This window comes from Rhizobium sp. R634 (genome assembly GCF_002211305.1).
Lineage (GTDB): Bacteria > Pseudomonadota > Alphaproteobacteria > Rhizobiales > Rhizobiaceae > Rhizobium.
The window spans coordinates 189,513-214,473 of sequence record NZ_LOKW01000029.1 but is presented as its reverse complement, the minus strand read 5'-3'; the positions used below and the strand labels follow the sequence as shown (position 1 = coordinate 214,473).

The 24,961-nt window shown below is 62.7% G+C and carries 21 protein-coding genes; 17 read left to right on the top strand and 4 right to left on the bottom strand.

Annotated elements, in window-relative coordinates:
- Positions 1-3 precede the first annotated feature (3 nt).
- The gene (locus ATY77_RS31910; RefSeq protein ID WP_088690478.1) at positions 4-2,007 is read left to right on the top strand and encodes a CocE/NonD family hydrolase; all 2,004 of its coding nucleotides are present in this window, start codon (positions 4-6) and stop codon (positions 2,005-2,007) included.
- A 3-nt stretch (positions 2,008-2,010) separates the two neighbouring features.
- On the opposite strand, the gene ATY77_RS31905 is transcribed toward ATY77_RS31910, so the two are convergent.
- Complete coding sequence (locus ATY77_RS31905) at positions 2,011-2,919, bottom strand: alpha/beta hydrolase (protein WP_088690401.1); 909 nt, start codon at positions 2,917-2,919, stop codon at positions 2,011-2,013.
- A 257-nt stretch (positions 2,920-3,176) separates the two neighbouring features.
- On the opposite strand from ATY77_RS31905, the gene ATY77_RS31900 reads away from it, so the two are divergent.
- Both ATY77_RS31900 and ATY77_RS31895 read left to right on the top strand, forming a co-directional pair.
- Positions 3,177-3,701: an RNA polymerase sigma factor gene (locus ATY77_RS31900; RefSeq protein WP_088690400.1), complete on the top strand. Its 525-nt coding sequence runs from the start codon at positions 3,177-3,179 to the stop codon at positions 3,699-3,701.
- Positions 3,698-5,794 carry a VWA domain-containing protein gene (locus ATY77_RS31895; protein ID WP_088690399.1) on the top strand — a complete coding sequence of 699 codons (2,097 nt, stop codon included), beginning with the start codon at positions 3,698-3,700 and terminating at the stop codon, positions 5,792-5,794. Before ATY77_RS31900 ends, ATY77_RS31895 begins: the two co-directional genes overlap by 4 nt.
- A gap of 253 nt (positions 5,795-6,047) precedes the next feature.
- Here the strand turns inward: ATY77_RS31895 and ATY77_RS31890 are convergent, their stop codons facing one another.
- Positions 6,048-6,974, bottom strand: coding sequence for an SMP-30/gluconolactonase/LRE family protein (locus ATY77_RS31890; RefSeq protein WP_088690398.1), 927 nt, complete (start codon positions 6,972-6,974; stop codon positions 6,048-6,050).
- Positions 6,975-7,154: 180 nt separating this feature from the next.
- Here ATY77_RS31890 and ATY77_RS31885 point away from each other — a divergent pair, with 180 nt between their 5' ends.
- Positions 7,155-8,222 carry a LacI family DNA-binding transcriptional regulator gene (locus ATY77_RS31885; protein ID WP_088690397.1) on the top strand — a complete coding sequence of 356 codons (1,068 nt, stop codon included), beginning with the start codon at positions 7,155-7,157 and terminating at the stop codon, positions 8,220-8,222.
- 12 nt (positions 8,223-8,234) lie between these two features.
- On the opposite strand, the gene ATY77_RS31880 is transcribed toward ATY77_RS31885, so the two are convergent.
- Together ATY77_RS31880 and ATY77_RS31875 are read right to left on the bottom strand one after the other, a co-directional pair.
- The gene (locus tag ATY77_RS31880) at positions 8,235-9,266 is read right to left on the bottom strand and encodes an L-idonate 5-dehydrogenase (protein WP_088690396.1); all 1,032 of its coding nucleotides are present in this window, start codon (positions 9,264-9,266) and stop codon (positions 8,235-8,237) included.
- Positions 9,267-9,274: 8 nt separating this feature from the next.
- Positions 9,275-10,216, bottom strand: a complete 942-nt coding sequence (locus ATY77_RS31875) for a 2-hydroxyacid dehydrogenase (protein ID WP_088690395.1) — start codon at positions 10,214-10,216, stop codon at positions 9,275-9,277.
- A gap of 135 nt (positions 10,217-10,351) precedes the next feature.
- On the opposite strand from ATY77_RS31875, the gene ATY77_RS31870 reads away from it, so the two are divergent.
- The 13 genes from ATY77_RS31870 to ATY77_RS31810 all read left to right on the top strand — a co-directional run bounded on the left by ATY77_RS31870 (position 10,352) and on the right by ATY77_RS31810 (position 24,913).
- Complete coding sequence (locus tag ATY77_RS31870) at positions 10,352-11,116, top strand: SDR family oxidoreductase (protein WP_088690394.1); 765 nt, start codon at positions 10,352-10,354, stop codon at positions 11,114-11,116.
- 13 nt (positions 11,117-11,129) lie between these two features.
- Positions 11,130-11,684 carry a gluconokinase gene (locus tag ATY77_RS31865; RefSeq protein ID WP_088673904.1) on the top strand — a complete coding sequence of 185 codons (555 nt, stop codon included), beginning with the start codon at positions 11,130-11,132 and terminating at the stop codon, positions 11,682-11,684.
- Complete coding sequence (locus ATY77_RS31860; RefSeq protein ID WP_088690393.1) at positions 11,674-12,567, top strand: NAD(P)-dependent oxidoreductase; 894 nt, start codon at positions 11,674-11,676, stop codon at positions 12,565-12,567. The genes ATY77_RS31865 and ATY77_RS31860 overlap by 11 nt, the downstream gene beginning before the upstream one ends.
- A 106-nt stretch (positions 12,568-12,673) precedes the next feature.
- Positions 12,674-14,170: a sugar ABC transporter ATP-binding protein gene (locus tag ATY77_RS31855; protein ID WP_088690392.1), complete on the top strand. Its 1,497-nt coding sequence runs from the start codon at positions 12,674-12,676 to the stop codon at positions 14,168-14,170.
- An 18-nt stretch (positions 14,171-14,188) separates the two neighbouring features.
- Positions 14,189-15,229, top strand: coding sequence for an ABC transporter permease (locus tag ATY77_RS31850; protein ID WP_088673907.1), 1,041 nt, complete (start codon positions 14,189-14,191; stop codon positions 15,227-15,229).
- Between the two features lie 48 nt (positions 15,230-15,277).
- Entirely contained in the window at positions 15,278-16,378 is a 1,101-nt protein-coding gene (locus ATY77_RS31845; protein ID WP_088690391.1) for a substrate-binding domain-containing protein, read from the top strand.
- 88 nt (positions 16,379-16,466) lie between these two features.
- A complete protein-coding gene (locus ATY77_RS31840) occupies positions 16,467-16,805 on the top strand; it encodes a hypothetical protein (protein ID WP_088673909.1) in 339 nt (112 codons plus the stop codon).
- A 256-nt stretch (positions 16,806-17,061) separates the two neighbouring features.
- On the top strand, positions 17,062-18,087 hold the full coding sequence (locus ATY77_RS31835) for an ABC transporter substrate-binding protein (protein ID WP_088690390.1): 1,026 nt from the start codon (positions 17,062-17,064) through the stop codon (positions 18,085-18,087).
- 33 nt (positions 18,088-18,120) lie between these two features.
- Positions 18,121-19,029 (top strand): ABC transporter permease, encoded by a 909-nt coding sequence (locus ATY77_RS31830; protein WP_088690389.1) that lies wholly within the window; start codon positions 18,121-18,123, stop codon positions 19,027-19,029.
- Positions 19,005-19,754, top strand: coding sequence for an ABC transporter ATP-binding protein (locus tag ATY77_RS31825; RefSeq protein WP_088690388.1), 750 nt, complete (start codon positions 19,005-19,007; stop codon positions 19,752-19,754). Before ATY77_RS31830 ends, ATY77_RS31825 begins: the two co-directional genes overlap by 25 nt.
- A 21-nt stretch (positions 19,755-19,775) precedes the next feature.
- On the top strand, positions 19,776-21,143 hold the full coding sequence (locus ATY77_RS31820) for an LLM class flavin-dependent oxidoreductase (protein WP_088690387.1): 1,368 nt from the start codon (positions 19,776-19,778) through the stop codon (positions 21,141-21,143).
- Positions 21,144-21,201: 58 nt separating this feature from the next.
- A complete protein-coding gene (locus ATY77_RS31815; RefSeq protein WP_088690386.1) occupies positions 21,202-22,272 on the top strand; it encodes an LLM class flavin-dependent oxidoreductase in 1,071 nt (356 codons plus the stop codon).
- 667 nt (positions 22,273-22,939) lie between these two features.
- Complete coding sequence (locus tag ATY77_RS31810) at positions 22,940-24,913, top strand: methyl-accepting chemotaxis protein (RefSeq protein ID WP_088690385.1); 1,974 nt, start codon at positions 22,940-22,942, stop codon at positions 24,911-24,913.
- The last annotated feature ends 48 nt before the right edge of the window (positions 24,914-24,961 follow it).

The following is a 24,961-nucleotide window of genomic DNA, read 5'->3' as shown; positions in this document are numbered from 1 at the left end:
AACATGGCTTCGCGCGGCTTCACCACCATTGAGAACGAATGGATCACGCTGAAGGATGGGACACGGCTTGCCGCCCGCATCTGGATGCCGGATGGGGCGGTTGAAGATCCCGTTCCCGCCGTCTTCGAATTTCTGCCCTATCGCAAGCGGGACGGAACCAGCCTCCGGGACGAGTCGACCTATCCGGTCTTCGCCGCCGCTGGCATTGCCGGCGTGCGCGTCGATATTCGCGGATCCGGCGAATCCGACGGTGTCATCGACGGCGAATATACCGAGCGCGAGCTTGCCGACGCCTGCGACCTGATTGCCTGGATCGCCGCGCAGCCCTGGTCGAACGGCTCGGTCGGGATGATGGGCATCTCCTGGGGCGGTTTCAATAGCCTGCAGGTCGCCGCATTGCGTCCGCCGGCGCTGAAGGCAGTCATCTCGATCGCCTCGACCGTCGACCGCTACAACGACGATATCCATTACAAGAACGGCTGCCATCTCTCCGCCCAGCTCTCATGGGCCGCGACCATGCTCGGCTATCAGTCACGCCCGCCCGATCCGGCGCTTGTCGGTGAAGACTGGAAGGAGATGTGGCTGGAACGCCTGGCAGGCGAACCTTTTTTCATGGAGGAATGGCTGGCGCACCAGCGGCGCGACGAGTTCTGGCGTCACGGCTCGATCTCGGAGGATTTTTCCAGCGTCGAGATTCCGGCACTTGTCATTGCCGGTTGGGCGGATGGCTACCGCAACACGCCGCTGATGGCGGTCGAGGGCCTGGGGGAAAAGGCGAAGGCGCTGATCGGTCCCTGGGTGCACAAATATCCGCACTTCGCCTGGCCGAAACCGCGCGTCGATTTCCATGGCGAGGCGATCGCCTGGTGGAACAAATGGCTGCGGGGCGAGGACAATGGCATCGACAGACTGCCGCAGACCCGCGCCTATATTCTCGATGCCATCCGCCCCGCCCCGCGGCGCGACAGCGATCCGGGTTTCTGGGTCGCCAGAAACGTCTGGCCGCCGCCGCGGATGCAGTGCTTTTACGTCGAGCAGTTCGGCAAGCTGACGGAAGGCATGCCGATCCCGCATGCGCCGGAGCATTCCGTCTATCTCAGGTCTCCCCTCGATACCGGCACGGCTTCGGGCGAATATTTCACTTTGAAGCCCGACGCCGAAATGGCGATCGATCAGCGCGGTGACGACGCCGGTTCGCTGGTCTTCGATACGATGCCACTTGCCGGAGACCAGGACTATCTCGGCCGGCCCGTGCTGACACTTGGGCTGCGCTCCCGGACAACAGGCGGCAATCTCTGCGCCCGGCTCATCGATGTCCATCCCGACGGCACGGCGATGCGGGTCGCCTTCGGCGTCGTCAATCTCACCCACCGCGACGGCAATGCCGACCCTGAGCCGCCGGTGCCAGGCGAGACAGTGTCGATCCGTCTCGTGCTCGACGCCTGCGGCTACCGTTTCCGCAAGGGCCACCGCATCCGCCTTTCGCTTTCCACCGCCTATTGGCCGATGATCCTGCCGCCGCCTGAGGACGATGGGGTGGACATCGATATCGCCTCGCTCGGCCTGGGTCTGCCGATGCTCGGCGAACACGAGAGGATCGAAATCGCGGAGCCGGCCAATCCCGATCCGCTGCCGAAATACATCGAGCACTCGCCCGCCACGACGAAGCGGCAGGTCGTCCGCGACCTCTCTGCCAACCGGACGGAGTATCGCATCCACGAGGATACCGGGCTCTACGAGCACCCCGAGACTGGCCTTTCGACACGGCAATTGCGCGAGGAGGTCTGGTCGATTTCGCCGGATGATCCGCTGTCGATGATGGGTACGTCGACCTGGACCTGCGACATGCGCCGACCCGGCTGGTTCGTCCGCACCGTCGCCACCGCACGGATTGCCTGCACGGCGACCGACTGGATTGTCAGTGCCGTCGTCACGGCTTTCGAGGATGACGTGCAGATCTTCGAAAAGGTCTTTTCGGAAAAGCGGATCCCCCGCGACCTGATGTGACCGTCAGGCCGCGAAACGCCTGACCGCCTCGCAGACGGCGCGAAAGCCGTCACGTGCGCCATCGCTCATGTGGCGGGCGCGCAGCCAGGCATGCACCATTTGCGGTTCCTCCCGGAACCCTACTTCGACGCCCGCTTCCACGAGCCGGGCGGCATAATGCCGGCCGTCGTCGCGGAGCGGATCGAAATGTGCGACCGTGATGAAGGCCGGGGGGAGCCCGGCAAGCGATGAGGCACTGAGCGGTTCGGCGATGGGATTGCCTGTCGGCGCTTGCAGGATCTGGCGGTAATAGGCGACATCAGCCGTCGTCAGGCCGGGGGCCTCGGCCATTTCGACATAGGAGCCGGCATCGAGATCCCCACCGAGCACCGGATAGATCAGGACCTGGCCGACGATGCCCGACAGTTCCTCGTCGTGTGCCCGCAGGACAAGACCCGCCGCAAGGTTGCCGCCGGCGCTGTCGCCGATCAGGACGACTTTGTTGCTGGCGGCAAGCAGATGTTTCAGCACGGCGAAACCGTCATCCGTCTGCGCCGGCCAGCGATATTCGGGGGCCAGCCGGTAATCGACCGAAACGAGTTCCGCGCCGGCAGCATCGGCGATCTCGGCGCAGATCGCATGGTGGCTCTCCAGCGAACCGACGACGAAGCCGCCGCCGTGAAGATAAAGAAGAATGCTGCGCGTGCTGATTTTCCGCGGACGATAGCGCCGGATCGGGATACGCTGGACCATGCCATCGGCAAAGATCATGTCGGGAGGCAGCGGGCGATCGAAGCGCGCGCAGAGGGCGTCGTACCAGTTTCGCTGCTGCTCGACGGAGGCTTCGACGGCATGAGTGGGATAAAAGCTATCGCAAATTTCGAGAAACTGCAGGATGCCTTTTTCGGTAGGGGCAGGCGATGGAGCGGACATGGAAGGTCCTTTCGATTTGGGACATGCAGATCCATGCCCTTGGCCGACTCTGCCCGCATCATGCGCCTTCGGGACGGAGGCGATCTGTCTGGCCGCGACTCGTGGATGTCGTGATGCTTCATTATTTTTAAGCCGCGCCGGAGATATTGCCGGTGTTCGAACAAAAATTTTTTTGCTGTCGACCCAAGGAACGCCATCGGAGAAACGTCTCAATCCCGAAATAGCATCTTGCTTGATAGCTTGGGGGTAGGTGCGCATTGGATGCGGAGCTCATAGAACGGGCGCAGCGCGGTGACCGGGAGGCCTTTGGTCAACTGGTCTCGCGCCATTATGATTTCGTCCATGCGACGGCGTGGCGGTGGTCGGGCAGTTCCACCGATGCGGATGACATCGCCCAGGAGGTCTGCGTCAAGCTCGGTGCCGCCATTCGCGGCTTTCGCGGCGCCAGCCGCTTCAGGACGTGGCTCTATACGCTGACGCTCAATGCCGCCCGCGACCATAGGCGCAAGCGTGCGCGGGAGGAGCAGACATTCCGCGCCTATGCCGCCGAACCGCAGCAGGATCCGCCAGGCGGAAACGATGACGAGATGTCGAGCGAATTATGGGCGGCGGTGCGCGCTTTGCCGGAAAGGCAATGCGACGCCGTGCTGCTCGTCTATGGCGAGGGCCTCAGCCATTCCGCCGCCGCCGACGTCATGGGCTGCTCGGAAACGACCGTCTCCTGGCAAGTGCACGAAGCGCGCAAGAGGCTGAAGGCCATGCTCGGCAAGGAAGAGGTATGATCTTGGACAAGGAACTCGAAAAGCTCTCCCACCTGACACCGCCGGACGCCGATCCGGAAGCGCGCTCGCGCGCCCTTGCCGCGGCGATGCAGGCCTTCGACGAAGCCGAAAATAATGCAGCCACAGCCCAAGGAAATGCGCAGGGCTGGCGTCCAAGCTCCATCATCAACTGGATATGGAGCCCTGCTGTGAATAAGAAATTCCTCGCCGGTTCAGCCCTCGCGACGCTGCTCGTCATTCCCGCCGCCGGTTATCTCACCTTCGAGCTGACCCGCAACCAACCGATCGTCGATCAGGAAAGGGTCGCCGGTACTCTTTCGAAAAATGAAATGCCGAAACCGACTGGCCGGCCGGCCGAACCCGTCGCGCCCGCGCCGAAGCTTTCCGAAGCGCCGACCGAAGAGAATCGTCCGGCGCAATCGTCGGCGGCTGATAGCGCTCAAGTTTTGCAGGACAAGCAGCCGCAGGCTGCAAAGTCGGCTGCGGAGCTGCGTGCTGAATTCGATGCCGGCGAGATTGCCGGTCTGACGAACAGGTCGAAAAGTTCCGCCATGCCGGCTGCTCCTGGCGCCCCTCAGCAGCAATTGGCCGAACCGATGGCCGTCGCCCCCTCGCCTGTCCCGCCGGCGGGCGGACGTGTCCAGATCCAGCTCGATCCCAATCGCGAGCGTTTTGCCAATGCTGCGGCAAATCCGATCAAGAGTGTCGCGACCGATCCGGTCTCGACCTTCTCCGCCGATGTCGACAGCGCCTCCTACTCCTTCGTCCGCCGGTCGCTGACCGGCGGGGCGATGCCCGATCCGCAATCGGTGCGCGTCGAGGAAATGATCAATTATTTCCCTTACGACTGGCCGCGTCCCGAGAATGCCGACCAGCCCTTCAAGGCGACGGTGACGGTGATGCCGACGCCGTGGAATCACGACACGGAACTGATGCATGTGGCGATCAAGGGCTATGACATCGCGCCGGCGACCGCGCCGCACGCCAATCTCGTCTTTCTGATCGACGTCTCGGGCTCGATGGACGAACCGGACAAGCTGCCGCTGCTGAAGAGCGCCTTCCGGCTGCTGGTCAACAGGCTGAAGGCCGACGACACCGTGTCGATCGTCACTTATGCCGGCAATGCCGGCACGGTGCTCGAGCCGACGCGGGTGGTGGAGAAATCGAAGATCCTCTCGGCAATCGACAGGCTGGAGGCTGGAGGCTCGACCGGCGGCGCCGAGGGTATCGAGGCGGCCTACGATCTTGCCAAAAAGGCCTTCGTCAAGGACGGCGTCAACCGGGTGATGCTGGCGACGGACGGCGACTTCAATGTCGGCCCGTCGAGCGACGAGGATCTGAAGCGCATCGTTGAGGAGAAACGCAAGGACGGCATCTTCCTCACCGTTCTCGGTTTCGGGCGCGGCAATCTCAACGATTCCCTGATGCAGACGCTCGCACAGAACGGCAATGGCAGCGCCGCCTATATCGACACCCTGGCGGAGGCGCAGAAGACACTGGTCGAAGAAGCCGGATCGACGCTGTTTCCGATCGCCAAGGACGTCAAATTCCAGGTCGAGTTCAACCCGCAACGGATCGCCGAATACCGGCTGATCGGTTATGAGACGCGCGCCCTCAAGCGTGAGGATTTCAACAATGACCGTGTCGATGCCGGCGATATCGGTTCCGGCCACAGCGTCACGGCAATCTATGAGATCACGCCGAAGGGAAGCCCCGCGGTCATGAATGACGACCTGCGTTACGGCGCGGCCAGCAAGGCGCCGGCCGAGACGTCCGATAGCGCGCATCAGGGCGAGCTTGCCTTCGTCAAGATGCGCTACAAGCGGCCGGGCGAAAACAAGAGCGCCCTCATCACCACGCCCGTCGGCGACGCCAACACGGTCGCCAGCGCCGACGCCGCGCCGCAGGACGTCCGCTTCTCGGTCGCCGTTGCCGCCTTCGGCCAGAAACTGAGCCGCGTTCCCGCCCTCGATGCCTATTCCTATCAGGCGATTGTCGATCTCGCTGCGGCATCGCGGGGGACCGATCCCTTCGGCTACAGATCCGACTTTCTCGGCCTCGTTCGTTTGGCGGACAGCCTCAGCCAGCAATAGAGAAGAAACGCGCATGCGCTGGTAAAACGCAGGCCGCCTGAAAAGGCGGCCTCAGGCTTGCGGGCAAACCTCTGCAAAACCCGCGACGTCATCCTCGGCCTTGTGCCGAGGATCTACGCCCTTCCAATCAAGTAGCTGAAAATAAACGGTTTTCTGTCGAAAAATTATTGTGGTCAGATGCTCGGCACAAGGCCGAGCATGACGGAGGAGAGTTTGTCAACAAACCGAGGCCGCCCGACAGGCGGCTCAGCGATTATCCCAGTCTCGAGCCGTTGGCCGTGAGATAGACGGCGTAGAGCGACGTGGTTGCGGTGATGAAGAGGCGGTTCAATTTCTCTCCGCCGAAGGCCACGTTGGAGACGATCTCGGGAATGTGGATCTTGCCGAGCAAGGTGCCATCCGGATCATAGCAGTGGACGCCGTCGCCGGCGCTCGTCCATATCCGGCCCTTCCGGTCGACGCGAAAACCGTCGAAAAAGCCTGCGGTGCATTCGGCGAAAACGCCGAGATCGGTGAGCTTGCCGTCATCGGACACGGCGAGCTTTCGTATATGGCGCGGACCGCCGGGTTGATGCGTTCCTCCGGTATCGGCAACATAGAGCATCGTTTCGTCAGGCGAGAAAGCCAGGCCGTTCGGTTTGACGAAATCGGCGGTCATCCGACCGGTCGCACCTGTCGCCGGATCGTGCCGGTAGACATGGCATCCGCCGATTTCCTCGTCGCCGTAATCGCCCTCATAGTCGTGGAGAATGCCGTAGCTCGGATCGGTGAACCAGATGGTGCCATCGGATTTGACGGTGACGTCGTTCGGCGAATTGAGCCGTTTGCCGGCAACCCTGTCGGCCAGCACACTAATCTTGCCGTTAAACTCCGTCCGGGTGACGCGGCGTGTCAGATGCTCGCAGGTGACGAGCCGGCCCTGATTGTCGACCGTGTTGCCGTTGCAATTGTTGCTGGGCGAGCGGAAGATCGATGTATGTCCGCTGGTATCGTCGTAGCGCATCATCCGGTTGTTCGGGATATCCGAGAAAACCAGATAACGTCCGGCGGCAAACCAGGCCGGTCCCTCCAGCCAGCGGCCGCCTGTCCACAGCCGCTCGACGCGCGCATGGCCGACGAAACAGCTTTCAAAGCGCGGATCGAGAACCTCGAACCCCGTACCCTCAATTTCGCCGAACATGATGCTCCCTTTTCCGGATTGTTATCGCTACCATTCTGTCCTGTTTTGCAGCCATCGTACAGGGGCCGACCAATTGTGGAAGGCTGCATTCCTGCAATAATATCGATTGTGCGATGATAGCGATAACTTTATCGTGTCCTGAGTTGCCCAACTCGGAAGCTGTTTTGAAAGCGGAGCCCAGTGAAAAACGAGGATGAGCCAAAAGACAAACGTGTCAAGGCAGCTGACGCCCAGAAGCTGACGATGGCTGAGGTCGCCAAATATGTCGGCGTATCGGCCATGACCGTCTCACGCGCCTTCCGGCAGGATGCGAGCGTTTCCGAAGAAACCCGGAAGCGCATCATGGAAGCCGTCGATGCGCTGGGTTACGTGCTCGATCTCTCCGCCGGCAGTCTTTCCTCGAGGCGCAGCGGCTTCATCGCCGCCCTCGTGCCCTCGATCAACAATTCGAATTTCTCCGATACTGCGCGGGGCATCACCGACGCGTTGGAGAATACCGGCCTTCAGCTTCTGCTCGGCTATACCGATTATTCGGCGGAGAAAGAGGAAAGACTGATCGAGGCGATGCTGCGCCGGCGCCCCGAAGGCATCATCCTCACCGGCGGTTCGCACACGGACCGCGCCCGGCGCATGCTCGATAAGGCCGGCATTCCGGTGGTCGAGACCTGGGAGATTCCGGAAGAGCCGATCAACCACGTCGTCGGCTTTTCCAACAGCGAGGCGATGTCCCTGCTGGTGCGGGCGCTGGCGAACCAGGGCTATCGCAGGTTCGGCTATATCGGCGGAACGACGGCGCGCGATACGCGCGGCAGCCAGCGGCGAAGCGGTTTCCTGAAGACGGTCGAGGAACTCGGCCTGGGGCCTGGCCGGGTGATTTCCTTCGGCGTGCCGCCGATCACCATGGAACAGGGCGGCCAGGCGGTCGTCAGCCTCCTGGAGCGCTGGCCAGACACCGAAGTCGTTCTCTGCGTCTCCGACCTTTCCGCCTTCGGCGCGATCATGGAATGCAAGCGCAGGGGAATGAACGTGCCTGTAGATATCGCCATTGCCGGCTTCGGCGATTACGAGATCTCGTCGATCTGTCATCCCAGCATCACCACCATCAATGTCGACTGTTACGGCATCGGCCAGCAGGCCGCCGTGCGCCTGCTGGATGCAGTGCATGGCGGCGGCTCGATGGGCGATGAGATCACATTGACAGGCTACAAGGTGGTCTTACGCGAAAGCACGAACCGCGGCGGCACATAGCCGGCGACGCCGTCAGAAGGCGATCTGCACCTTCATGGACTTGCTGCGGTCGCTTGCCAGTTCGAAAGCGGCGACGGCCTCGTCGATCCCGAAGACACCTGTCAGCAGCGGTTTCAGATCGACACGGCGCGCATTGATCAGTTCGACGGCAAGCGCGAATTCCTCGTGGAAACGGAATGTCCCGCGCATCTCGATTTCCTTGGCGACGATCATGTTTTGCGGAATGGAGACGTCGCCGCCAAGGCCGAGCTGCACGAGAACGGCGCGGGGCCTCAGCACCTCCAGGCCGGCGCGCACCGCCCTTTCGTTGCCTGATGCCTCGAACATGACGTCGAAATATCCCTTGTCGGCGCCGTAGGCCGCAAGGTCGGCAGCATTGGTGGCGACGTTGATCGTGCGATCCGCGCCGCTGGTGCGGGCGATGGCGAGAACGCTGTCGGTCACGTCGGTCGCGACGATCTCGCGGGCGCCGAGAACGCGCGCCGCAACGATCGCCAGCATGCCGATCGGGCCGCAGCCGGTGACGAGCACCCGCTTGCCCAGCAGCGATCCGGCGCGGCTTGCCGCATGCAGCGTCACCGCGAAGGGTTCGGCGAAAGCGGCCTCATGAATCGAGATGCCCTCAGCGACCTTGTGGCATTGCCACCGCTCCGCCACCAACCGCTGGCGAAAGCCGCCCTGAATATGCGGCATCGGCATGGCGCTGCCGTAAAAGCGCATGTTGAGGCAATGGTTCTGCTGGCCCTTCAAGCAATATTGGCATTGGTTGCACGGCCGGCTCGGGGACACCGCCACGCGGTCTCCGACAGTAAGGTCGCTCACACCGGCGCCCAGCGCCTTGACTGTGCCGGCGATCTCGTGGCCGAGGATCATCGGTTCGCGCAGGCGAACGGTGCCGAAGCCGCCATGATTGTAATAATGCAGGTCGGAACCGCAGATGCCGCCGGCTTCGATTGATATCTCCACCTGCCCCGCGCCCGCAATCTCCGGCTCGCGCTCCTCGACCCTGAGATCCTTGGCGGCATGAATGACGATGGCTTTCATATCGGACCTCACACGACAGGAGTTGGGAGCGCGCGCCCTGCAAAATGCGCGGCGAGATTGTCTCGGACCAGCTGGCCCATGGCCTTGCGGGTCTCGATGGTGCCGGAGCCGTGATGGGGCTGCAGCACGACATTCGGCAGCGTCAGGAAGCGCGCGTCGATCTTGGGCTCGTTCAGGAAGACGTCAAGGCCTGCGGCCTGAATGGTGCGGTTTTGAAGCGCGGCGATCAGCGCCTCTTCATCGACGGTCGTCCCGCGCGACACATTGATCAGCATGCCGTTGGGGCCGAGTGCCTTCAGCACGGGCGCGTTGATGATCTTCATGGTCGCTTCCCCTCCGGGGACGATGACGATCAGGAAGTCCGCCCAGCCGGCAAGCGCGATCAGATCAGGCTGATAGGCGTAGGCGACGTCCTTGTGTTCGTTGCGGGTGAAATAGGAAATATCGCAGCCGAAAGCGGCAGCCCGCTTGGCGATCGCCTTGCCGATGCGGCCCATACCGACAATCCCGACCTTCTTGCCGGCGACGCGCGTTACCAGCGGCATCGGAACATTGCCCCACTGGCCGGTGCGCACGAAGGTGTCGGCCTGCGGAATCTGCCGCGCCGTGGCAAGCAGCAGCCCGATGGCGATATCGGCGACGTCTTCGGTCAGCACGTCAGGGGTATTGGTGACGCGAATGCTGTTGGCGCGGGCATAGGAGAGATCGATGGCATCGGTGCCGACACCGTAGCACGAGACGATCTCCAGCTTCGGCAATTGCTTCATCAGCTCGGCGGACGCGCCGAGTTCGCCACGCGTCGCGATGGCGCGGATATTGCCGCCGACCCTTGCGATCAGTTCCTGGCGATCGGCCGCTTCCCACAGGCGATGGATGCGATACTTCGTCTCCAGATCCACCATGTCCCATTCCGGATATGCTCCGGCCATCAAGATTTCTACTTCAGGCATTCCGTCTCATCCCGCATTTTGGCAGTTGATTATGTTATCGATAACATATAATCCGAAAAAGGGATGTCAAGTAAGTTTCACCCGGACGCGGCAGCATGAGCCGTCGCCCGCAGCGAGACTGGAGGAGTTATCTGCATGAAGAACCTGTTTGATCTGACCGGGCGGCTTGCCCTGATCACCGGCTCGAGCCAGGGGATCGGCTATGCGCTGGCCGAGGGTCTGGCGCAGCATGGCGCCGAGGTCGTCATCAACGGCCGCACGCCCGAGACCGTGCAGCGCGCGGTCGAAAGCCTCAAGGCTCAAGGCCTGTCAGCCCATGCAGCCATCTTCGACGTGACCAGCAAGGACGCCGCGGCGCAAGGGATCGCCGCGGTCGAGGCCGATATCGGGCCGCTCGACATTCTGATCAACAATGCCGGCATGCAGTTTCGCACGCCGCTGGAGGATTTCCCGGCGGACAAATGGGAACTGCTGCTGACCACCAATATTTCGAGCGTCTTTTACGTCGGCCAGGCGGCGGCCAAGGCCATGATCGCCCGCGGTCAGGGCAAGATCATCAACATCGCCTCCGTTCAAAGCGAGCTCGCCCGTCCCGGCATCGCCCCCTATACGGCGACAAAGGGCGCGGTGCGCAATCTGACGCGCGGCATGTGCGCCGATTGGGCCAAGCACGGCCTGCAGATCAACGCGATTGCGCCGGGTTATTTCAAGACACCGCTCAATCAGGCGCTGGTCGACAATCCCGAATTCTCTTCCTGGCTCGAAAAGCGCACACCGGCCGGGCGCTGGGGCAATGTCGAGGAGTTGGTCGGCGCTGCCGTCTTCCTGTCGGGGCGCGGCTCGTCCTTCATCAACGGCCACACGCTCTATGTCGACGGCGGCATCACGACCTGCCTCTAGGGGAGGCGAGACGATGGACCTTGAAAGAAAGGCGCCGCCTCTGGCTATTGTCGTCATGGGCGTGAGCGGCTGCGGCAAATCCTCGGTCGGAGAGCGTATCGCCGGGCAATACGGGCTGGCGTTTCTGGAAGGCGACCAGCTCCATCCCGCTCGCAATGTCGCGAAGATGGCCGAGGGCATGCCGCTCACCGACGCCGACCGCCTGCCTTGGCTCGACCGGATCGGCGATGAGATAAAGACCGCGCAAAACGCGTCGCAGGGATTGGTGATTTCGTGCTCGGCGCTGAAGAGAAGCTATCGCGACAGGCTGAGGCAGGCGGCAGACGGGCGCCTGGCCTTCGTTTTCCTGGAGGGGACGCGTGATCTGCTGCTATCGCGGATGCAGGCGCGTCAGGGCCACTTCATGCCGGCGTCGCTGCTCGACAGCCAGCTGCAGACGCTGGAGCCGCCGACCGGTGAGCCCGGTGTGGTGACGGTGACGATCGATATGGCTTTGGATGATATGGTGGCGCTGGCTTGTGAGGAGCTGAGGGGCGTTGCAGTCAAGGGAGGATTTCATGCGGGATGATTACAGAGCAGATGTCGCCGTCGTCGGTGCGGGCATCATGGGCACGGCGATTATCACGCGCCTGATCGAGACCGGACACAAAGTCACCGTCTTCGATCTCGATGCAGAAAAGGTCGCGGCGCTGGAAGCCAAGGGGGCTCGCGCGGCCGCTTCCGTGGAGGCGGCGGTCTCGGCTTCGCAATTCTGCGTGCTCAGTCTCAATCACGCCAGCATCGTCCGCGCCGTCGTTTTCGGCGAGAAGGGTGTTGCGGCGGCGGCAAATGCCGACAAGCTGCTGATCGACATGTCCTCCATCGATCCCGCCGAGACGGCCGACATGGCGACGCGGCTGCGGAAGGAAACGGGAATGGCGTGGGTGGATTGCCCGCTTTCCGGCGGCGTGCCCGGCGCGCTCGGCGGAAAGCTGACGATCATGGCCGGCGGCAGCCCGGAAGATTTCGAACGGGCGCGCGTGGTGATGCGGCATCTTGCCGCCAATTACACGCTGATGGGCGCATCCGGCGCCGGGCAAACCACGAAGCTGATCAATCAGCTGTTTTGTGCCGTGCTGTTCCAGGCGGTCGCGGAAGCGGTCAAACTCGCCGAAGCCGGCGGCGTCGATCCCTCGGCAATTCCGGCCGCCCTTGCCGGCGGCAGGGCGGACAGCCGGATATTGCAGGAATTCATGGCGAAATTCGCCGCCCGCGATTTCTCGCCGACGGGCAGGATCGACAACATGCTGAAGGATCTGGATTCGCTTCAGGCCTTCGCGCTGAAGACGAAGACGCCGCTGCCGATGACGGGCGCGGTGGTCGAAATCCATCGCCTGCTCTGCGCCGCCGGCCTGGGGCCGAAAGATTCCGCCGAGATGATGCGCCTTCTCGACGGACTTCGCGCCGACTGACGGCTTCATCGAGGTGTTCGAGCTTGTCACTTTCCGCTTGACTACTCGCGAATGTTATCGATAACATAATTCTACGACGACAGCTGCAGCTTTGGGAGGAGCCACAGTGGAAGCCAAGAGACTGCTGGAGTTCCAATCGATCACCAAGAGCTTCGGCGGCACGCAGGCATTGCGTGACGTATCGATCGATCTGCGCGAGGGAGAGATCCTTGCGCTGCTCGGCGAAAACGGCGCCGGGAAATCGACGCTGATCAAGACCCTTGCCGGCATCTACAAGCCGGATGCCGGCGACATTCTCTTCCGCGGCCACAGCTACCACCATCGTCCGCCGAAGCCGAACGAGCGGCAGCCGGTCGCCTTCATCCACCAGGATCTCGGTCTGATCGAATGGATGACGGTTGGCGAGAATATGGGCCTGTCGCAGGGCTTCTCGATGCGAAGCGGTCTGATCGATTGGAAGAGGACGCAGGCGCGGGCCAAGGAAGCCTTGAAGCTCGTCGGCTGCGATTTCGATCCCACGACCCGGGTGTCGGCGCTGTCGCGCACGGAGAAATCGCTTGTCGCCATTGCCCGCGCGCTGGCCGTCGAAGCCGACGTTCTCGTCCTCGACGAGCCGACGGCGAGCCTGCCCGCCGATGAGGTCGACCGGCTGTTCGATGCGATCCGCCCCCTGAAGGAGCGCGGCGTTGGCATGATCTACGTCTCCCACCGGCTTGACGAAATTTTCCGCATCGCCGATCGGGTCGCCGTCCTGCGCGACGGGCGCATGGTCGGGCAGAAGCCCGTCAGCGAAACCACCCCCGACGAACTGGTGTCGATGATCATCGGCCGCAGCGGCGACAGTCTCTTTTCCAAGACCGAGATCAAGCCCGGCAAAGCGATCGTCAAGGTGCGCGATCTCGTCTGTGCCGGCACGAGCCCGATATCCTTCGATATCCGCGAGGGCGAGCTCCTCGGTCTTGCCGGATTGCGCGGCGCCGGGCAGGAGCGCATCGGCCGGGCCTTGTTCGGCTGCGAGCCGTTCGGCGGCACGGTTCTGCTGCATGATAGGGCGCCTGATCTTTCGAGCCCTCTGCGGGCAATGGCATCAGGCATCGGACTGATCGCCCGCGACCGGACGGAAGAGTCGGTGGCGCTCTCGCTTTCCATTCGGGAAAACACATACATCAATCCTGGCGCCGTCGGACGCGGGCTGTTTTCCTTCCTGTCTCCGCGCGACGAAGCCGACCTCGCCCATGCGATCGGCCAATCCGTCGGCCTCAGGCCGAACGATCCGGATCTGCCGGTGGAGGCCTTGTCCGGCGGCAACCAGCAGAAAGTGGTCGTCGGCCGCTGGCTGGCGACCGGCCGTAAGCTGCTGATCGCGGAAGATCCGACCGCCGGCGTCGACATCGGCGCGCGTGCTGAAATCTACCGCCTGATCACGCAGGCGCTGGAAGCGGGGCTCGCAGTCGTCGTGGTCTCGACGGATTTCGAGGAAATCGCCCATATCTGCCACCGCGCGCTGGTTTTCTCGCGCGGCAAAATCGTCAGCGAACTGACTGGAAGCGCCCTGACGACGGAGGCGGTCATCACCGCCGCCTCGGCATCGGAAGCCGCTTGAGCCATCGGGAGAACAGCCATGCAATCCATTGAATCCACCGCGCTGGAGCCGACCAAGAGCGAAATGGCCGGCCTTTCCACCGGCCAGAAGATCGGACGCCTGATCCCGGTTTACGGGCTGGTGATCCTGACCCTCGGCCTGATCCTGCTCTTCTCGATCATGCTGCCGGATACGTTTCCGACCGTTTTGAACGTCCGCTCGATCGTCTCCGACAAGGCGATCATCGCGCTTCTGTCGCTCGCCGCAATGATCCCGATGGCATCGGGCCGCATCGACCTGACCGTGGGTTACGGTATCGTGCTCTGGCACGTTCTCGCCATCAGCCTGCAGACGGTCTATGGCCTGCCCTGGCCGGTCGCCGTCATCATCGTGCTGGCGCTCGGCGTTCTCACCGGCTTCATCAACGGCCTGCTGGTCGAGGTTGCCAAGATCGACAGCTTCATCGCCACGCTCGGCACCGGAACGGTTCTCTACGCGCTTGCGCTTTGGCACACCGGCGGCCGGCAGGTGGTCGGCGTGCTGCCTGAGGGTTTCTATGCGCTGAACGGCACCATGCTCTTCGGCCTGCCCATCACCGGCTTCTACGTTCTCCTGATCGCAATCTGCATGTGGATCGTTCTCGAATATCTGCCGATCGGCCGTTATCTCTACGCCATCGGCGCCAATCCCAAGGCTGCCGCCCTCAATGGCATCCCGGTCCGCAAATTCGTGATGGGCGCATTCATCACCTCCGGCCTGCTCGCGGCTCTGACGGGCGTCCTTCTCGCCTCCAAGCTGCGCATCGGCCAGGCAAGCGTCGGCCTCGAATATCTCCTGCCCGCACTCGTCGGCGCATTCCTGGGATCGACGACGATCAAGCCGGGCCGGGTGAACGTCTGGGGCACCCTGATCGGCGTCATTATCCTGGCGGTCGGGATATCGGGAATTCAGCAATTCGGCGGGTCGTTCTTCGTCGAACCGCTGTTCAATGGCGTAACCCTGCTGATCGCCATCGGTATAGCAGGCTACGCCCAGCGCAAGCGCGGGGCCGTGAGGAGGATCACGCCCGCGTCCAAATGAGGATGCCGGCTCGCCGGCATTTCAAAACAATAAACAAGAGGAGTGAACATGAAGCGCAGGAATTTATTGCAGGCAACGGTCGCAACCGTCGCCGTCCTAATGCTCGGCACGCCGGCATTGGCCGATTCCATGGCCGACGCCAAGGCCGTGGTCGACAAATATGCCTCCAAAGTAAGCGCCTGGGACGGCCCGACGAGCGGCCCCAAGGGCGCTGAAGGCAAGAACATCGTCGTCCTTGCCGGCGATATGAAGAACGGGGGCATCCTCGGCGTGGCCAATGGCGTTCAGGAAGCGGCAGGCGCGCTCGGCTGGACGGTCAAGGTGCTCGACGGCGCCGGCTCGATCGGTGGGCGGACCGCGGCTTTCGGCCAGGCCATGGCGCTGAAGCCTGACGGCATCATCATCAACGGTTTCGACGCCGTCGAGCAGAAGCCGGCGATGGAAGCGGCCAAGGCGGCCGGCATTCCGATGGTTTCCTGGCATGCGGCGTCGGCCGTCGGTCCGGTTGCCGATGTCGGCGTGTTCGCCAATGTCACCACCGATGCGATGGAAGTCTCGAAGTCTGCCGCGGATTGGGCCTTCGCCGACGCCGGCGGCAAGCCCGGCGTCATCATCTTCACCGACTCCACCTATGCCATCGCCATTGCCAAGGCCGACCGCATGAAGAAGGAGATCGAAGATCTCGGCGGCACGGTGCTCGAATATGTCGATACGCCGATCGCCGAAACCTCCCAGCGCATGCCGCAGCTGACCACGTCGCTGCTGCAGAAGTATGGCGCCAAGTGGACGCATTCTCTCGCGATCAACGACCTCTATTACGACTTCATGGGACCGTCGCTCGCCTCGGCCGGCATTGCCGGTGACGGAAAGCCGGTGAACGTCGCGGCCGGCGATGGTTCGGAAAGCGCCTATCAGCGCATTCGCGCCAAGCAGTACCAGGCCGTTACCGTCGCCGAGCCGCTCAATCTCCAGGGCTGGCAGCTCGTCGACGAATTGAACCGCGCTTTCGCCGGCGCTCCGTGGTCCGGCTATGTGTCGCCGCTCCATGTCGTGACCAGTGCGAATGTCGAATTCGACGGTGGACCGAAGAACAGCTTCGATCCCGACAACGGCTATCGCGACCAATACAAGAAAATCTGGGGCAAATAAGTCCTTCGCAAGGGCGTATCGGCCGATACGCCCTCCTTCCCCCGCATCACCATCAATCCAGCTCCGCGAGTTTTGGAAAAGAGAACCTATGATCATTCGTTACGCTTTGTTTGAAGGCGAAATCCATCCCGGCCGAGAAGAGGAGTTCCGCGATTTCGTGAGGCGACGGCTCGTCCCGCTATGGACTCAATTTCCAGGCGCCGAAGAAGTCCGCGTGCTTGATGGAATGGAACGCGACGAAGGCGCCCCGGTCTATGCCATGGCGCTCGCCATTCGTTATCCCGACATGAAGGCGGTGGACACTGCGTTGCGCTCCAATGTGCGCTCCGAGAGCCGCGAGGTGACAGGGGAACTGCTGAAGCTCTTCACGGGCAAGGTGCACCATCACGTCTTCTCGGCCAGCGAATACCCGCCGCAAATTGCCTGATGTAGCCGATCCCGGCGGCAAAACCGATTAAACCAAAACCTGCCAGAAACGCCCTGGACGAATGTCCGGGGCGTCTTTTTTGTCCGTGCGCTTGATCGCCCGGCGGACGCGAAGGTCCTCCACCCCGGGAGTTCCCGGGAAATTTTTTCACCAGCGACCACAATATTAGAGGAAATAGTCTACTGATTTAGTAGATTATGCCCCATCCTGCCCCGCATCGTTCCTGCAACCAGAAATCCAAACGGGAAGATCGACGATGACATTGGCAAAGACATTCAAAATCGCATTGTTCAGTCTGCTTGGGTTCGGCGCCATCCACAATCCGGCTACTGCCCAGGCGGACGCGCCGCTCCTTCCCAAGGTGCCGCCGGGCACGGTGCTGACGATCGGCGATCCGGTCACCCAGAAAGCATTCGAGTTCTCCGGCCTCGACAAAGAACTGACATTCGAAGTGAAATGGGCCAATATCAGCGGCGGGCCGCAGACCTCGGAAGCATTTCGTGCCCATGCGCTCGATGTCGGATCGGTGGCCGAGATCCCCTCGATCTTCGCCAACTGGAACAACCTGCCTGTCCGCAACATCGCCTATCGCGAACGCCGCGACCCGATCGCCAATCCGATCTACCGCTTCGGCATCGCGCCGGGCGTCGACGTTAAAACTCTTGCGGATTTCCGCGGCAAACGCATCGCCTTCAGCCCGGGCCAGGCTCAGGGCACTCTTGTCCTGCGTGCCCTTCACTCGGCTGGCCTGAAGAGCGGCGACGTCACCCTTGTCGAGCTGCCGAGCACCGGCGATGTCTATCCCAAGGCCCTGGCGAGCAAACAGGTCGATATCGCACCGCTCGGCGGCGTCTACATCAGGCGTTACATCGGCCAATACGGAGCCGACGGGGCGACCCTCCTGGAGCATGGGCTGCGGGACGATCCGAGCCATCTCTATGCGCCGCAATGGGTTCTGGACGACCCCGCCAAGGCGGCGGCTCTGGCCGAATATGTCGGCCTCTGGGCCCGCGCCACAGAATGGGTGAACCGGAACCCGGAACCTTGGATCAAGGGATACTACGTCGCCCAGCAGGGCCTCAGCCGGGAGGACGGGGAATACCTCGTCAAGCTGACCGGTGAGCAAATCGTGCCCGGCGATTGGAGCGAAGTGAAGAAGCGCCACCAGGAAACGATCAACCTGCTGGCGGACGAGCTTGGCTACAAACCTTTCGACGTCGAGCAGATCTTCGACAATCGCTTCGAAAAGCTCGGCGCCGCGGCTTTGGCGAGGAGCCTGTAATTTTCCACATCCATCCAGGAGGAGATCCACAGCATGGCAACCATTTGGGATGCGGATGAGGCGAAACCATCGCGGCCATCCGCCGGCAGAATTGCGCATTCGAGTTCACGCGCGGCCAAACCGGCCGGCCCGGCGACCATTGCCGGACCGACCGGCCCTCGCGTCCGGCGCAGGCTTGGCCCTGGGCCGGCCATACCTTTCGGCTTGCAGATCGGGCCGGCCTTGCTGGTCTCGGCCTGGGTCGCCGGCTCCGCTCTCGGATGGATCGACCCGCGCATCCTGTCGGCGCCGTGGACGGTCGCCGAGGCCTTCGTCAGGCTCATCGAGCAGGGTCGCCTGCAGGATAATTTCGTGACGTCGGCGACGCGGGCCATGCTCGGCCTCGGCATCGGATTGCTGGTCGGCACGGTGCTGGCCGTGATCGCCGGTCTTTCCCGGATCGGCGAAGCCCTCATCGACGGGCCTGTCCAGATCAAGCGGGCCATACCGACACTCGCCCTGATCCCCTTGCTGATCCTATGGTTCGGCATCGGCGAGAGCATGAAGGTCACGACCATCGTGCTCGCCGTCACCGTGCCGACCTACATCCACACCCACAATGCGCTGCGCAGTATCGACAGCCGTTATGTCGAACTCGCCGAGACGCTGCGCATGAGCCAGAAGGACTTCATCCTTCAGGTGGTTCTGCCCGGCGCCTTGCCCGGCTTCCTCCTGGGACTGCGGTTTGCCGTCACCCTCTGCTGGGTTTCCCTTGTCGTGGTCGAGCAGATCAACGCCACCAGCGGGCTCGGCTACATGATCGATCTCGCCCGCAATTACGGGCAGACAGACGTCATTCTCGTCGGTCTTGTGGTCTATGTGCTGCTCGGCCTCGTTTCGGACGGTCTCGTCCGCCTCATCGAACGGAGGGCTCTCTCATGGCGCCGCACCCTGGCAAATTAATCCCCGAGGCCAAGACCGTGCATGTGCGGAGCCTCGTCCGCCGGTTCGCGGCCAAGACGATCCTCGACGGCGTGGATCTCGATATTGAGAGAGGCGAATTCGTTGCCCTTCTGGGGCGCAGCGGCTCCGGCAAGAGCACCTTCCTCAGAGCGCTTGCCGGCCTCGATCACGGAGTCGAGGGAACCGGCAGGCTGGAGACGCCGGAAAACCTCTCGGTGGTCTTCCAGGACGCCCGCCTGCTGCCATGGCGCAACGTCATCGAGAACGTCACGCTTGGCCTGCATGGCGCTGCCGGTCAACAAGCAGGAAGGAAAGCCCTGGCGGAAGTCGGCCTCAACGAGCGGGAGAGCGCGTGGCCGAACCAGCTTTCCGGCGGCGAGCAGCAGAGGGTTGCGCTTGCCCGCTCCCTGGTGCGGGAGCCTGCCCTGCTTCTTGCGGATGAACCCTTCGGCGCGCTCGACGCCCTGACACGGCTCAAGATGCACGATCTGCTGCGGGAGCTCTGCGCACGGCACCGTCCGGCGGTGCTGCTGGTTACGCACGATGTCGATGAGGCGATCTCGCTGGCCGACCGGATCCTGGTCCTCGATGAAGGCCGTCTCGTCGAGGATCTCAAGATCGATCTGCCGACGCCGCGCGATCATGGCGATCCGCGCTTCGCGGATTTCCGGATCCATCTTCTCCGCCGGCTCGGGGTCGACATCCCCAGCCGCAAGGCAGCCTGAATCAGCGAGGGATTTAAGCCAATGAGCACATCGAAAAGGCAAATGCGGCTTGGCGCGTTCATCATGGCGACAGGCCATCATATCGCCGCCTGGCGCCATCCGGATGCGCAGGCCGATGCCGGCCTCAACATCGATCATTACCGGGAGCTTGCGCGGACCGCCGAGCAAGGCAAATTCGATCTCGTCTTCGTTGCCGACAGTCCGGCCGGATGGGAGCGTGCCAAGGATCTGGAGGCGGTTCGCCGAACCGCCCAGGGCGCACATTTCGAGCCCCTGACCCTCTGGGCCGCCCTCTCGCAGGTCACCGAACATATCGGCTTCGTCGCCACGGCATCGACCACCTACGAGGACCCATATCTTCTCGCCCGCCGCTTCGCGTCGCTCGATTATATCTCGAAGGGCCGGGCGGCCTGGAACGTCGTCACGACGGGCGCGGATGTCTCGAAGAATTTTTCGGTCGCCGGTCATCCCGCCCATGCCGACCGCTATGAGCGGGCCGAGGAATTCGTCGATCTGGTCAAAGGCCTGTGGGATTCCTACGAGGACGATGCCTTCATCCGCGACAAGCAGAGCGGGGTCTATCTCGATCCCGACAAGGTGCATCTCGTCGATCACAAGGGCAAGTTCTTCTCGGTGACCGGTCCGCTCAATGTCGGTCGCCCCGTTCAGGGTTATCCGGTCATCGTGCAGGCGGGCGCTTCGGAACCAGGGCGCGAGCTGGCCGCCCGCACGGCTGAAATGATCTTTACCGCCAACCAGACGCTCGAGGATGCGCAGGAATTCTATTCCGACGTCAAGGGGCGGCTCGCCCGCTACGGGCGGCGGCCGGACGATCTGCTGATCAGTCCCGGCATATTCCCGGTCCTCGGCGGGACGGAAGCGGAAGCCCAGGCGAACTACGAGTATATTCAGTCGCTCGTCCATCCCTCAATCGCCTGGAATATCCTTGGCCGCCACTACAGGGGTGTCGATCTTTCCGGCTACTCGCTGGATGATCTCGCTCCTCCCCTGCCCGAGGATACGGAACTCAACAAGAGCCGCCTCAAGCTGGTTTCCGACCTGGTGTCACGCAACAATCTGACTTTGCGCCAGTTCTACCTGGCGGTCGCCACCGCGCGCGGCCATCGCACCGTGGTCGGCACACCTGAGCAGGTCGCCGATGCGATGCAGACATGGTTCGAGAATGGTGCGGCCGACGCCTTCAACATCATGCCGCCGATCCTGCCCACGGCGCTGACCGATTTCGTCGATCAGGTCGTTCCGATCCTGCGCAAGCGCGGCCTGTTCCGCCACGAATATGAAGGCACGACGCTGCGGGAGAATCTCGGCCTCCGGCGCCCGCCGAACGGCTTTGCCCTTCGGGCGCAGCAGGCGCAGGCCGCGGTCTGATCTTCGGGAGGCCTTTCCCTGGCCTCCCATTCCCAATCAAGGAAAACTGCAGCGTCGCATGAGCAATCCGTCCGAATTTCTCTGGTATATCCCGAACGACGTCAGACCCGGCCATCGCGGCGATTCCGCCGTCGAAAACCACAACAGCCTCGATACCTTGACCAGCCATGCAAAGGCGCTGGAGGGGCATGGCTGGAAGGGCGCGCTCATCGGCACTGGCTGGGGCCGGCCAGATACATTCACCGTCGCGGCTTCGCTCGCGGCGCGGACCACGACCTTCGAGCCGCTGATTGCGATCCGCCCGGGCTATTGGCGGCCGGCGAATTTCGCTTCCGCCGCGGCGACGCTCGACCATCTCAGCAGCGGCCGGGTGCGGATCAACATCGTCTCGGGCAAGGACAATCTCGGCGCCTATGGTGACAGCGAGGGCGACCAGGCGCATCGCTATAGCAGGACCAGGGAGTTCATGCGGCTGGTCCGACGATTGTGGACCGAAGAAAACGTCACCTTCGCCGGCGATCATTTCCGGCTCGCCGACTCTACTGTAGTCCCGCGCATTGAGGCTCGCGGCAGCCGCCGCCATCCCAAATTCTATTTTGGCGGCGCTTCAGAAGCGGCTGAAAGAGTGGCGGCCTCCGAGGCCGATGTCCAGCTTTTCTGGGGCGAGCCGCTCGAAGGCGTCCGCGAGCGGATCGACCGCCTGAAAGCGCTGAGCAGGCAGCTCGATCGCGATCTGCCTCCGCTGGAATTCGGGCTGCGGATAACGACACTGGTTCGGGACACCACGGATGAGGCCTGGGCCGACGCCGAGGCGAAGGTCGCCGAGATGGCGAAGAGCAAGGGTGACGGCTGGCACGATCACCAGCGCGCGCTCGCCGTCGGCCAGCAGCGGCTGCTCGCTCTTCATGAGCGCGGCGACGTGCTCGACGACAATCTCTATACCGCGCCGGGCAAATTCGGCGGCGGCGGTGCCGGCACTACCTGGCTGGTCGGTTCTGCGGAAGATGTCGCCCGCTCGCTGCGCAAATACCAGGATCTCGGCATCACGCATTTCGTGCTTTCGGATACGCCTTACCTCTCCGAGATCAAGCGCCAGGGCGATCGGCTTCTGCCGCTGCTGCGTGGCTGACGCCGCAGGCGGGCAATGTGCCAAGAGCACAGGATGTCAGGTCGCTGCAGCGCATTGGCTGCGGCCGGAATTGTTGGCGACGTAGAGACGGCGCCAAGCATCGTCCACGCCGCTGCAGTGCATCCCAAGTGATTCGCAATTTCCGTTCGTCGTGCGTCAGATCATTGCCCGAGTACAAGACACCGAAAGAGTTGAGCTTCGGATCTACAACAGCAGATATCGACCGTTTCTGCGAAACAACTTGGCATACTCTTTTCACGTGGCGTCCGCCCAAAAAATGCGGATAAAATATACGAAAAGCGCAGCATATTGGCGCTCGGCAGCCTCCGTTTACACTCTCTAAAATATATTCCCTTAAATTTTTTAGGATATCGGAACGACGTTCTCAGGATCGTCACCTACGCCATGATGGCGGGCCAGGCATCCGAAATCTTGCATGAAATTGACGGTGTTACTTTCACGCGCGCTTCCGCGTCTCGAGGCATCGGCTTTGGCCGCTCCCGGATAAATGCGCAGTGTGCATGCGAAGTGGCATGTCCGGCGCGAAGAGCCGCGGCCGGACGCATTCGGGAGTACGGATCGAGGCCGCACGCTTGAATGAGATGTGACGAGCGATCCTGGCGTCCCAGCCACTTTTGACAAACCTCGCCAACGATGGAGAGTGCCAATGAACAGCATTAAGAGTTTCGGGATCGCGGTGCGTCTCACCCTCGGCTTCAGCTTCCTGGTTCTGCTGATGGCCGGCCTGACCATCTATTCGGCGGTGGAGGTTGCGCAGATCAACAGCAATCTTGAAACGATCAACGACGTCAACAGCGTCAAGCAGCGGTTTGCCATCAACTATCGCGGCAGCGTGCACGATCGGGCGATCGCCATCCGCGACGTGACCCTGGTGACCTCGGCGGACGAACGCAAGGCGGCCGTGGCGCTGATCGAAAAGCTGGCGGCCACTTATGCCGAGAATGAAAAGCGCATGGCCGACATGGTTGCATCTCCGGCAGGTGCGACGGATCAGGAAAAAACCATACTGAACGAGATTGGCGGCATTCAGGCGAAAACCAATCCTCTGGTCGCGGAGATCATCGCGCTGGAGGAGAAGGGCGACGGCGAAGCGGCCCGCAAGATCCTGCTCGAACAGGCCCGACCGGCCTTCGTTGAGTGGCTCGGCGCCATCAACAAATTCATCGACTATCAGGAAGCGCTGAACAAATCGATCGGCGGCGAGGTTCGCAGCACGGCGAGCGGCTTCAAGCCGATAGCGCTGACCGCGCTCGGCATCGCAGCTCTTCTTTCCGTCATCGCTGCCGCCATTACATCCCGCACGATCGTCGGCCCGCTGGCAAAACTCCAGCTTTCGCTGAAGGCGATGGCGGAAGGCAATCTCGACGGCGATCGTCGCCTCGAAGCGCGCGGCGACGAGATCGGTAAGCTTGCGCGCGCCGTGGCCGGCTTGCGCGACGCGATTTCGGCAAAGGCGGAACGGGAAGCCGATGCGGAAAGCAAGCGGGCTGTCGCGGAGCGGCACCGGCTCGAGCAGGATGCCGACGAACGCCGCACCCTTGCCGAGCAAACGGACCAGGCCGTCGGCCGGCTCGGCGATGCCTTGCAGGCGCTGGCAGACGGCGACCTCACGCAGCAGATCGACACGCCCTTCATTCCGTCCCTGGAAAAGCTCCGTGCCGATTTCAACGCCGCTGTCGAAAAGCTTCGTGCCGCCATGCAGAAGGTTTCCCAGAACGCCAGCGCCATCGCGGCCGGCGCACAGGAGATCCGGTCGGCCTCGGACGATCTTGCCAAGCGGACCGAGCAGCAGGCCGCTTCCGTCGAGGAAACCGCCGCTGCCCTGGAAGAGATTACGACCACCGTCGCCGACTCCAGCCACAGGGCCCAGGAAGCCGGGCAGCTCGTTCGCAAGACCAAGGACAATGCGGAACGCTCGGGCAGCGTCGTTCGCGATGCGGTCGACGCCATGGGCAAGATCGAATCCTCCGCCACCGAGATCGGCAGCATCATCGGCGTGATCGACGAGATCGCCTTCCAGACCAACCTCTTGGCGCTGAATGCCGGCGTCGAAGCCGCCCGCGCCGGTGAAGCCGGCAAGGGCTTTGCCGTCGTTGCCCAGGAAGTGCGCGAATTGGCGCAGCGTTCCGCCAAGGCGGCAAAGGAAATCAAGGAACTGATCAACGCTTCGAACGGCCACGTGAAGAGCGGCGTCGCCCTGGTCGGCGAGACCGGAAAGGCCCTGCAGGAGATTGCGACGCAGGTGCAGCAGGTCGACGGCAATGTCGGCGCCATCGTCGGCGCTTCGCAGGAACAGGCGACGGGCTTGAAAGAGATCAATGCCGCCGTCAACAAAATGGATCAGGGCACGCAGCAGAACGCCGCCATGGTGGAAGAAGCCACAGCCGCCGCTCATAACCTTGCCAAGGAAGCCGATGCGCTGTTCCAGTTGCTCAGCCAGTTCAACATCGGCGGCGCGGTAGCATCGAGGCGCATGACGCAGCCGGCCGCAGCGGCGCAGCACGCTCAACCCGTCGTCTCGCCGGCTCGGCAGATGATCGCGAAGATCGGCAAGTCGTTCCAGGGCGGCGCGGCGGTCCAGGGGAACACGGCATTGGCCGGTGATTGGGAAGAATTCTGATCGCCGGAGCGCTCTTGCGCCCCTGCCATAATTTGGAATGAGGAAGGG

Coding starts and splice junctions, on each gene's coding strand:
- ATY77_RS31865 (WP_088673904.1), top strand. CDS start 11,130: ATGGACCTTGAAAGAAAGGCGCCGCCTCTGGCTATTGTCGTCATGGGC.
- ATY77_RS31830 (WP_088690389.1), top strand. CDS start 18,121: ATGGCAACCATTTGGGATGCGGATGAGGCGAAACCATCGCGGCCATCC.
- ATY77_RS31895 (WP_088690399.1), top strand. CDS start 3,698: ATGATCTTGGACAAGGAACTCGAAAAGCTCTCCCACCTGACACCGCCG.
- ATY77_RS31815 (WP_088690386.1), top strand. CDS start 21,202: ATGAGCAATCCGTCCGAATTTCTCTGGTATATCCCGAACGACGTCAGA.
- ATY77_RS31880 (WP_088690396.1), bottom strand. CDS start 9,266: ATGAAAGCCATCGTCATTCATGCCGCCAAGGATCTCAGGGTCGAGGAG.
- ATY77_RS31910 (WP_088690478.1), top strand. CDS start 4: ATGGCTTCGCGCGGCTTCACCACCATTGAGAACGAATGGATCACGCTG.
- ATY77_RS31870 (WP_088690394.1), top strand. CDS start 10,352: ATGAAGAACCTGTTTGATCTGACCGGGCGGCTTGCCCTGATCACCGGC.
- ATY77_RS31875 (WP_088690395.1), bottom strand. CDS start 10,216: ATGCCTGAAGTAGAAATCTTGATGGCCGGAGCATATCCGGAATGGGAC.
- ATY77_RS31905 (WP_088690401.1), bottom strand. CDS start 2,919: ATGTCCGCTCCATCGCCTGCCCCTACCGAAAAAGGCATCCTGCAGTTT.
- ATY77_RS31820 (WP_088690387.1), top strand. CDS start 19,776: ATGAGCACATCGAAAAGGCAAATGCGGCTTGGCGCGTTCATCATGGCG.
- ATY77_RS31890 (WP_088690398.1), bottom strand. CDS start 6,974: ATGTTCGGCGAAATTGAGGGTACGGGGTTCGAGGTTCTCGATCCGCGC.
- ATY77_RS31860 (WP_088690393.1), top strand. CDS start 11,674: ATGCGGGATGATTACAGAGCAGATGTCGCCGTCGTCGGTGCGGGCATC.
- ATY77_RS31835 (WP_088690390.1), top strand. CDS start 17,062: ATGACATTGGCAAAGACATTCAAAATCGCATTGTTCAGTCTGCTTGGG.
- ATY77_RS31810 (WP_088690385.1), top strand. CDS start 22,940: ATGAACAGCATTAAGAGTTTCGGGATCGCGGTGCGTCTCACCCTCGGC.
- ATY77_RS31850 (WP_088673907.1), top strand. CDS start 14,189: ATGCAATCCATTGAATCCACCGCGCTGGAGCCGACCAAGAGCGAAATG.
- ATY77_RS31845 (WP_088690391.1), top strand. CDS start 15,278: ATGAAGCGCAGGAATTTATTGCAGGCAACGGTCGCAACCGTCGCCGTC.
- ATY77_RS31825 (WP_088690388.1), top strand. CDS start 19,005: ATGGCGCCGCACCCTGGCAAATTAATCCCCGAGGCCAAGACCGTGCAT.
- ATY77_RS31840 (WP_088673909.1), top strand. CDS start 16,467: ATGATCATTCGTTACGCTTTGTTTGAAGGCGAAATCCATCCCGGCCGA.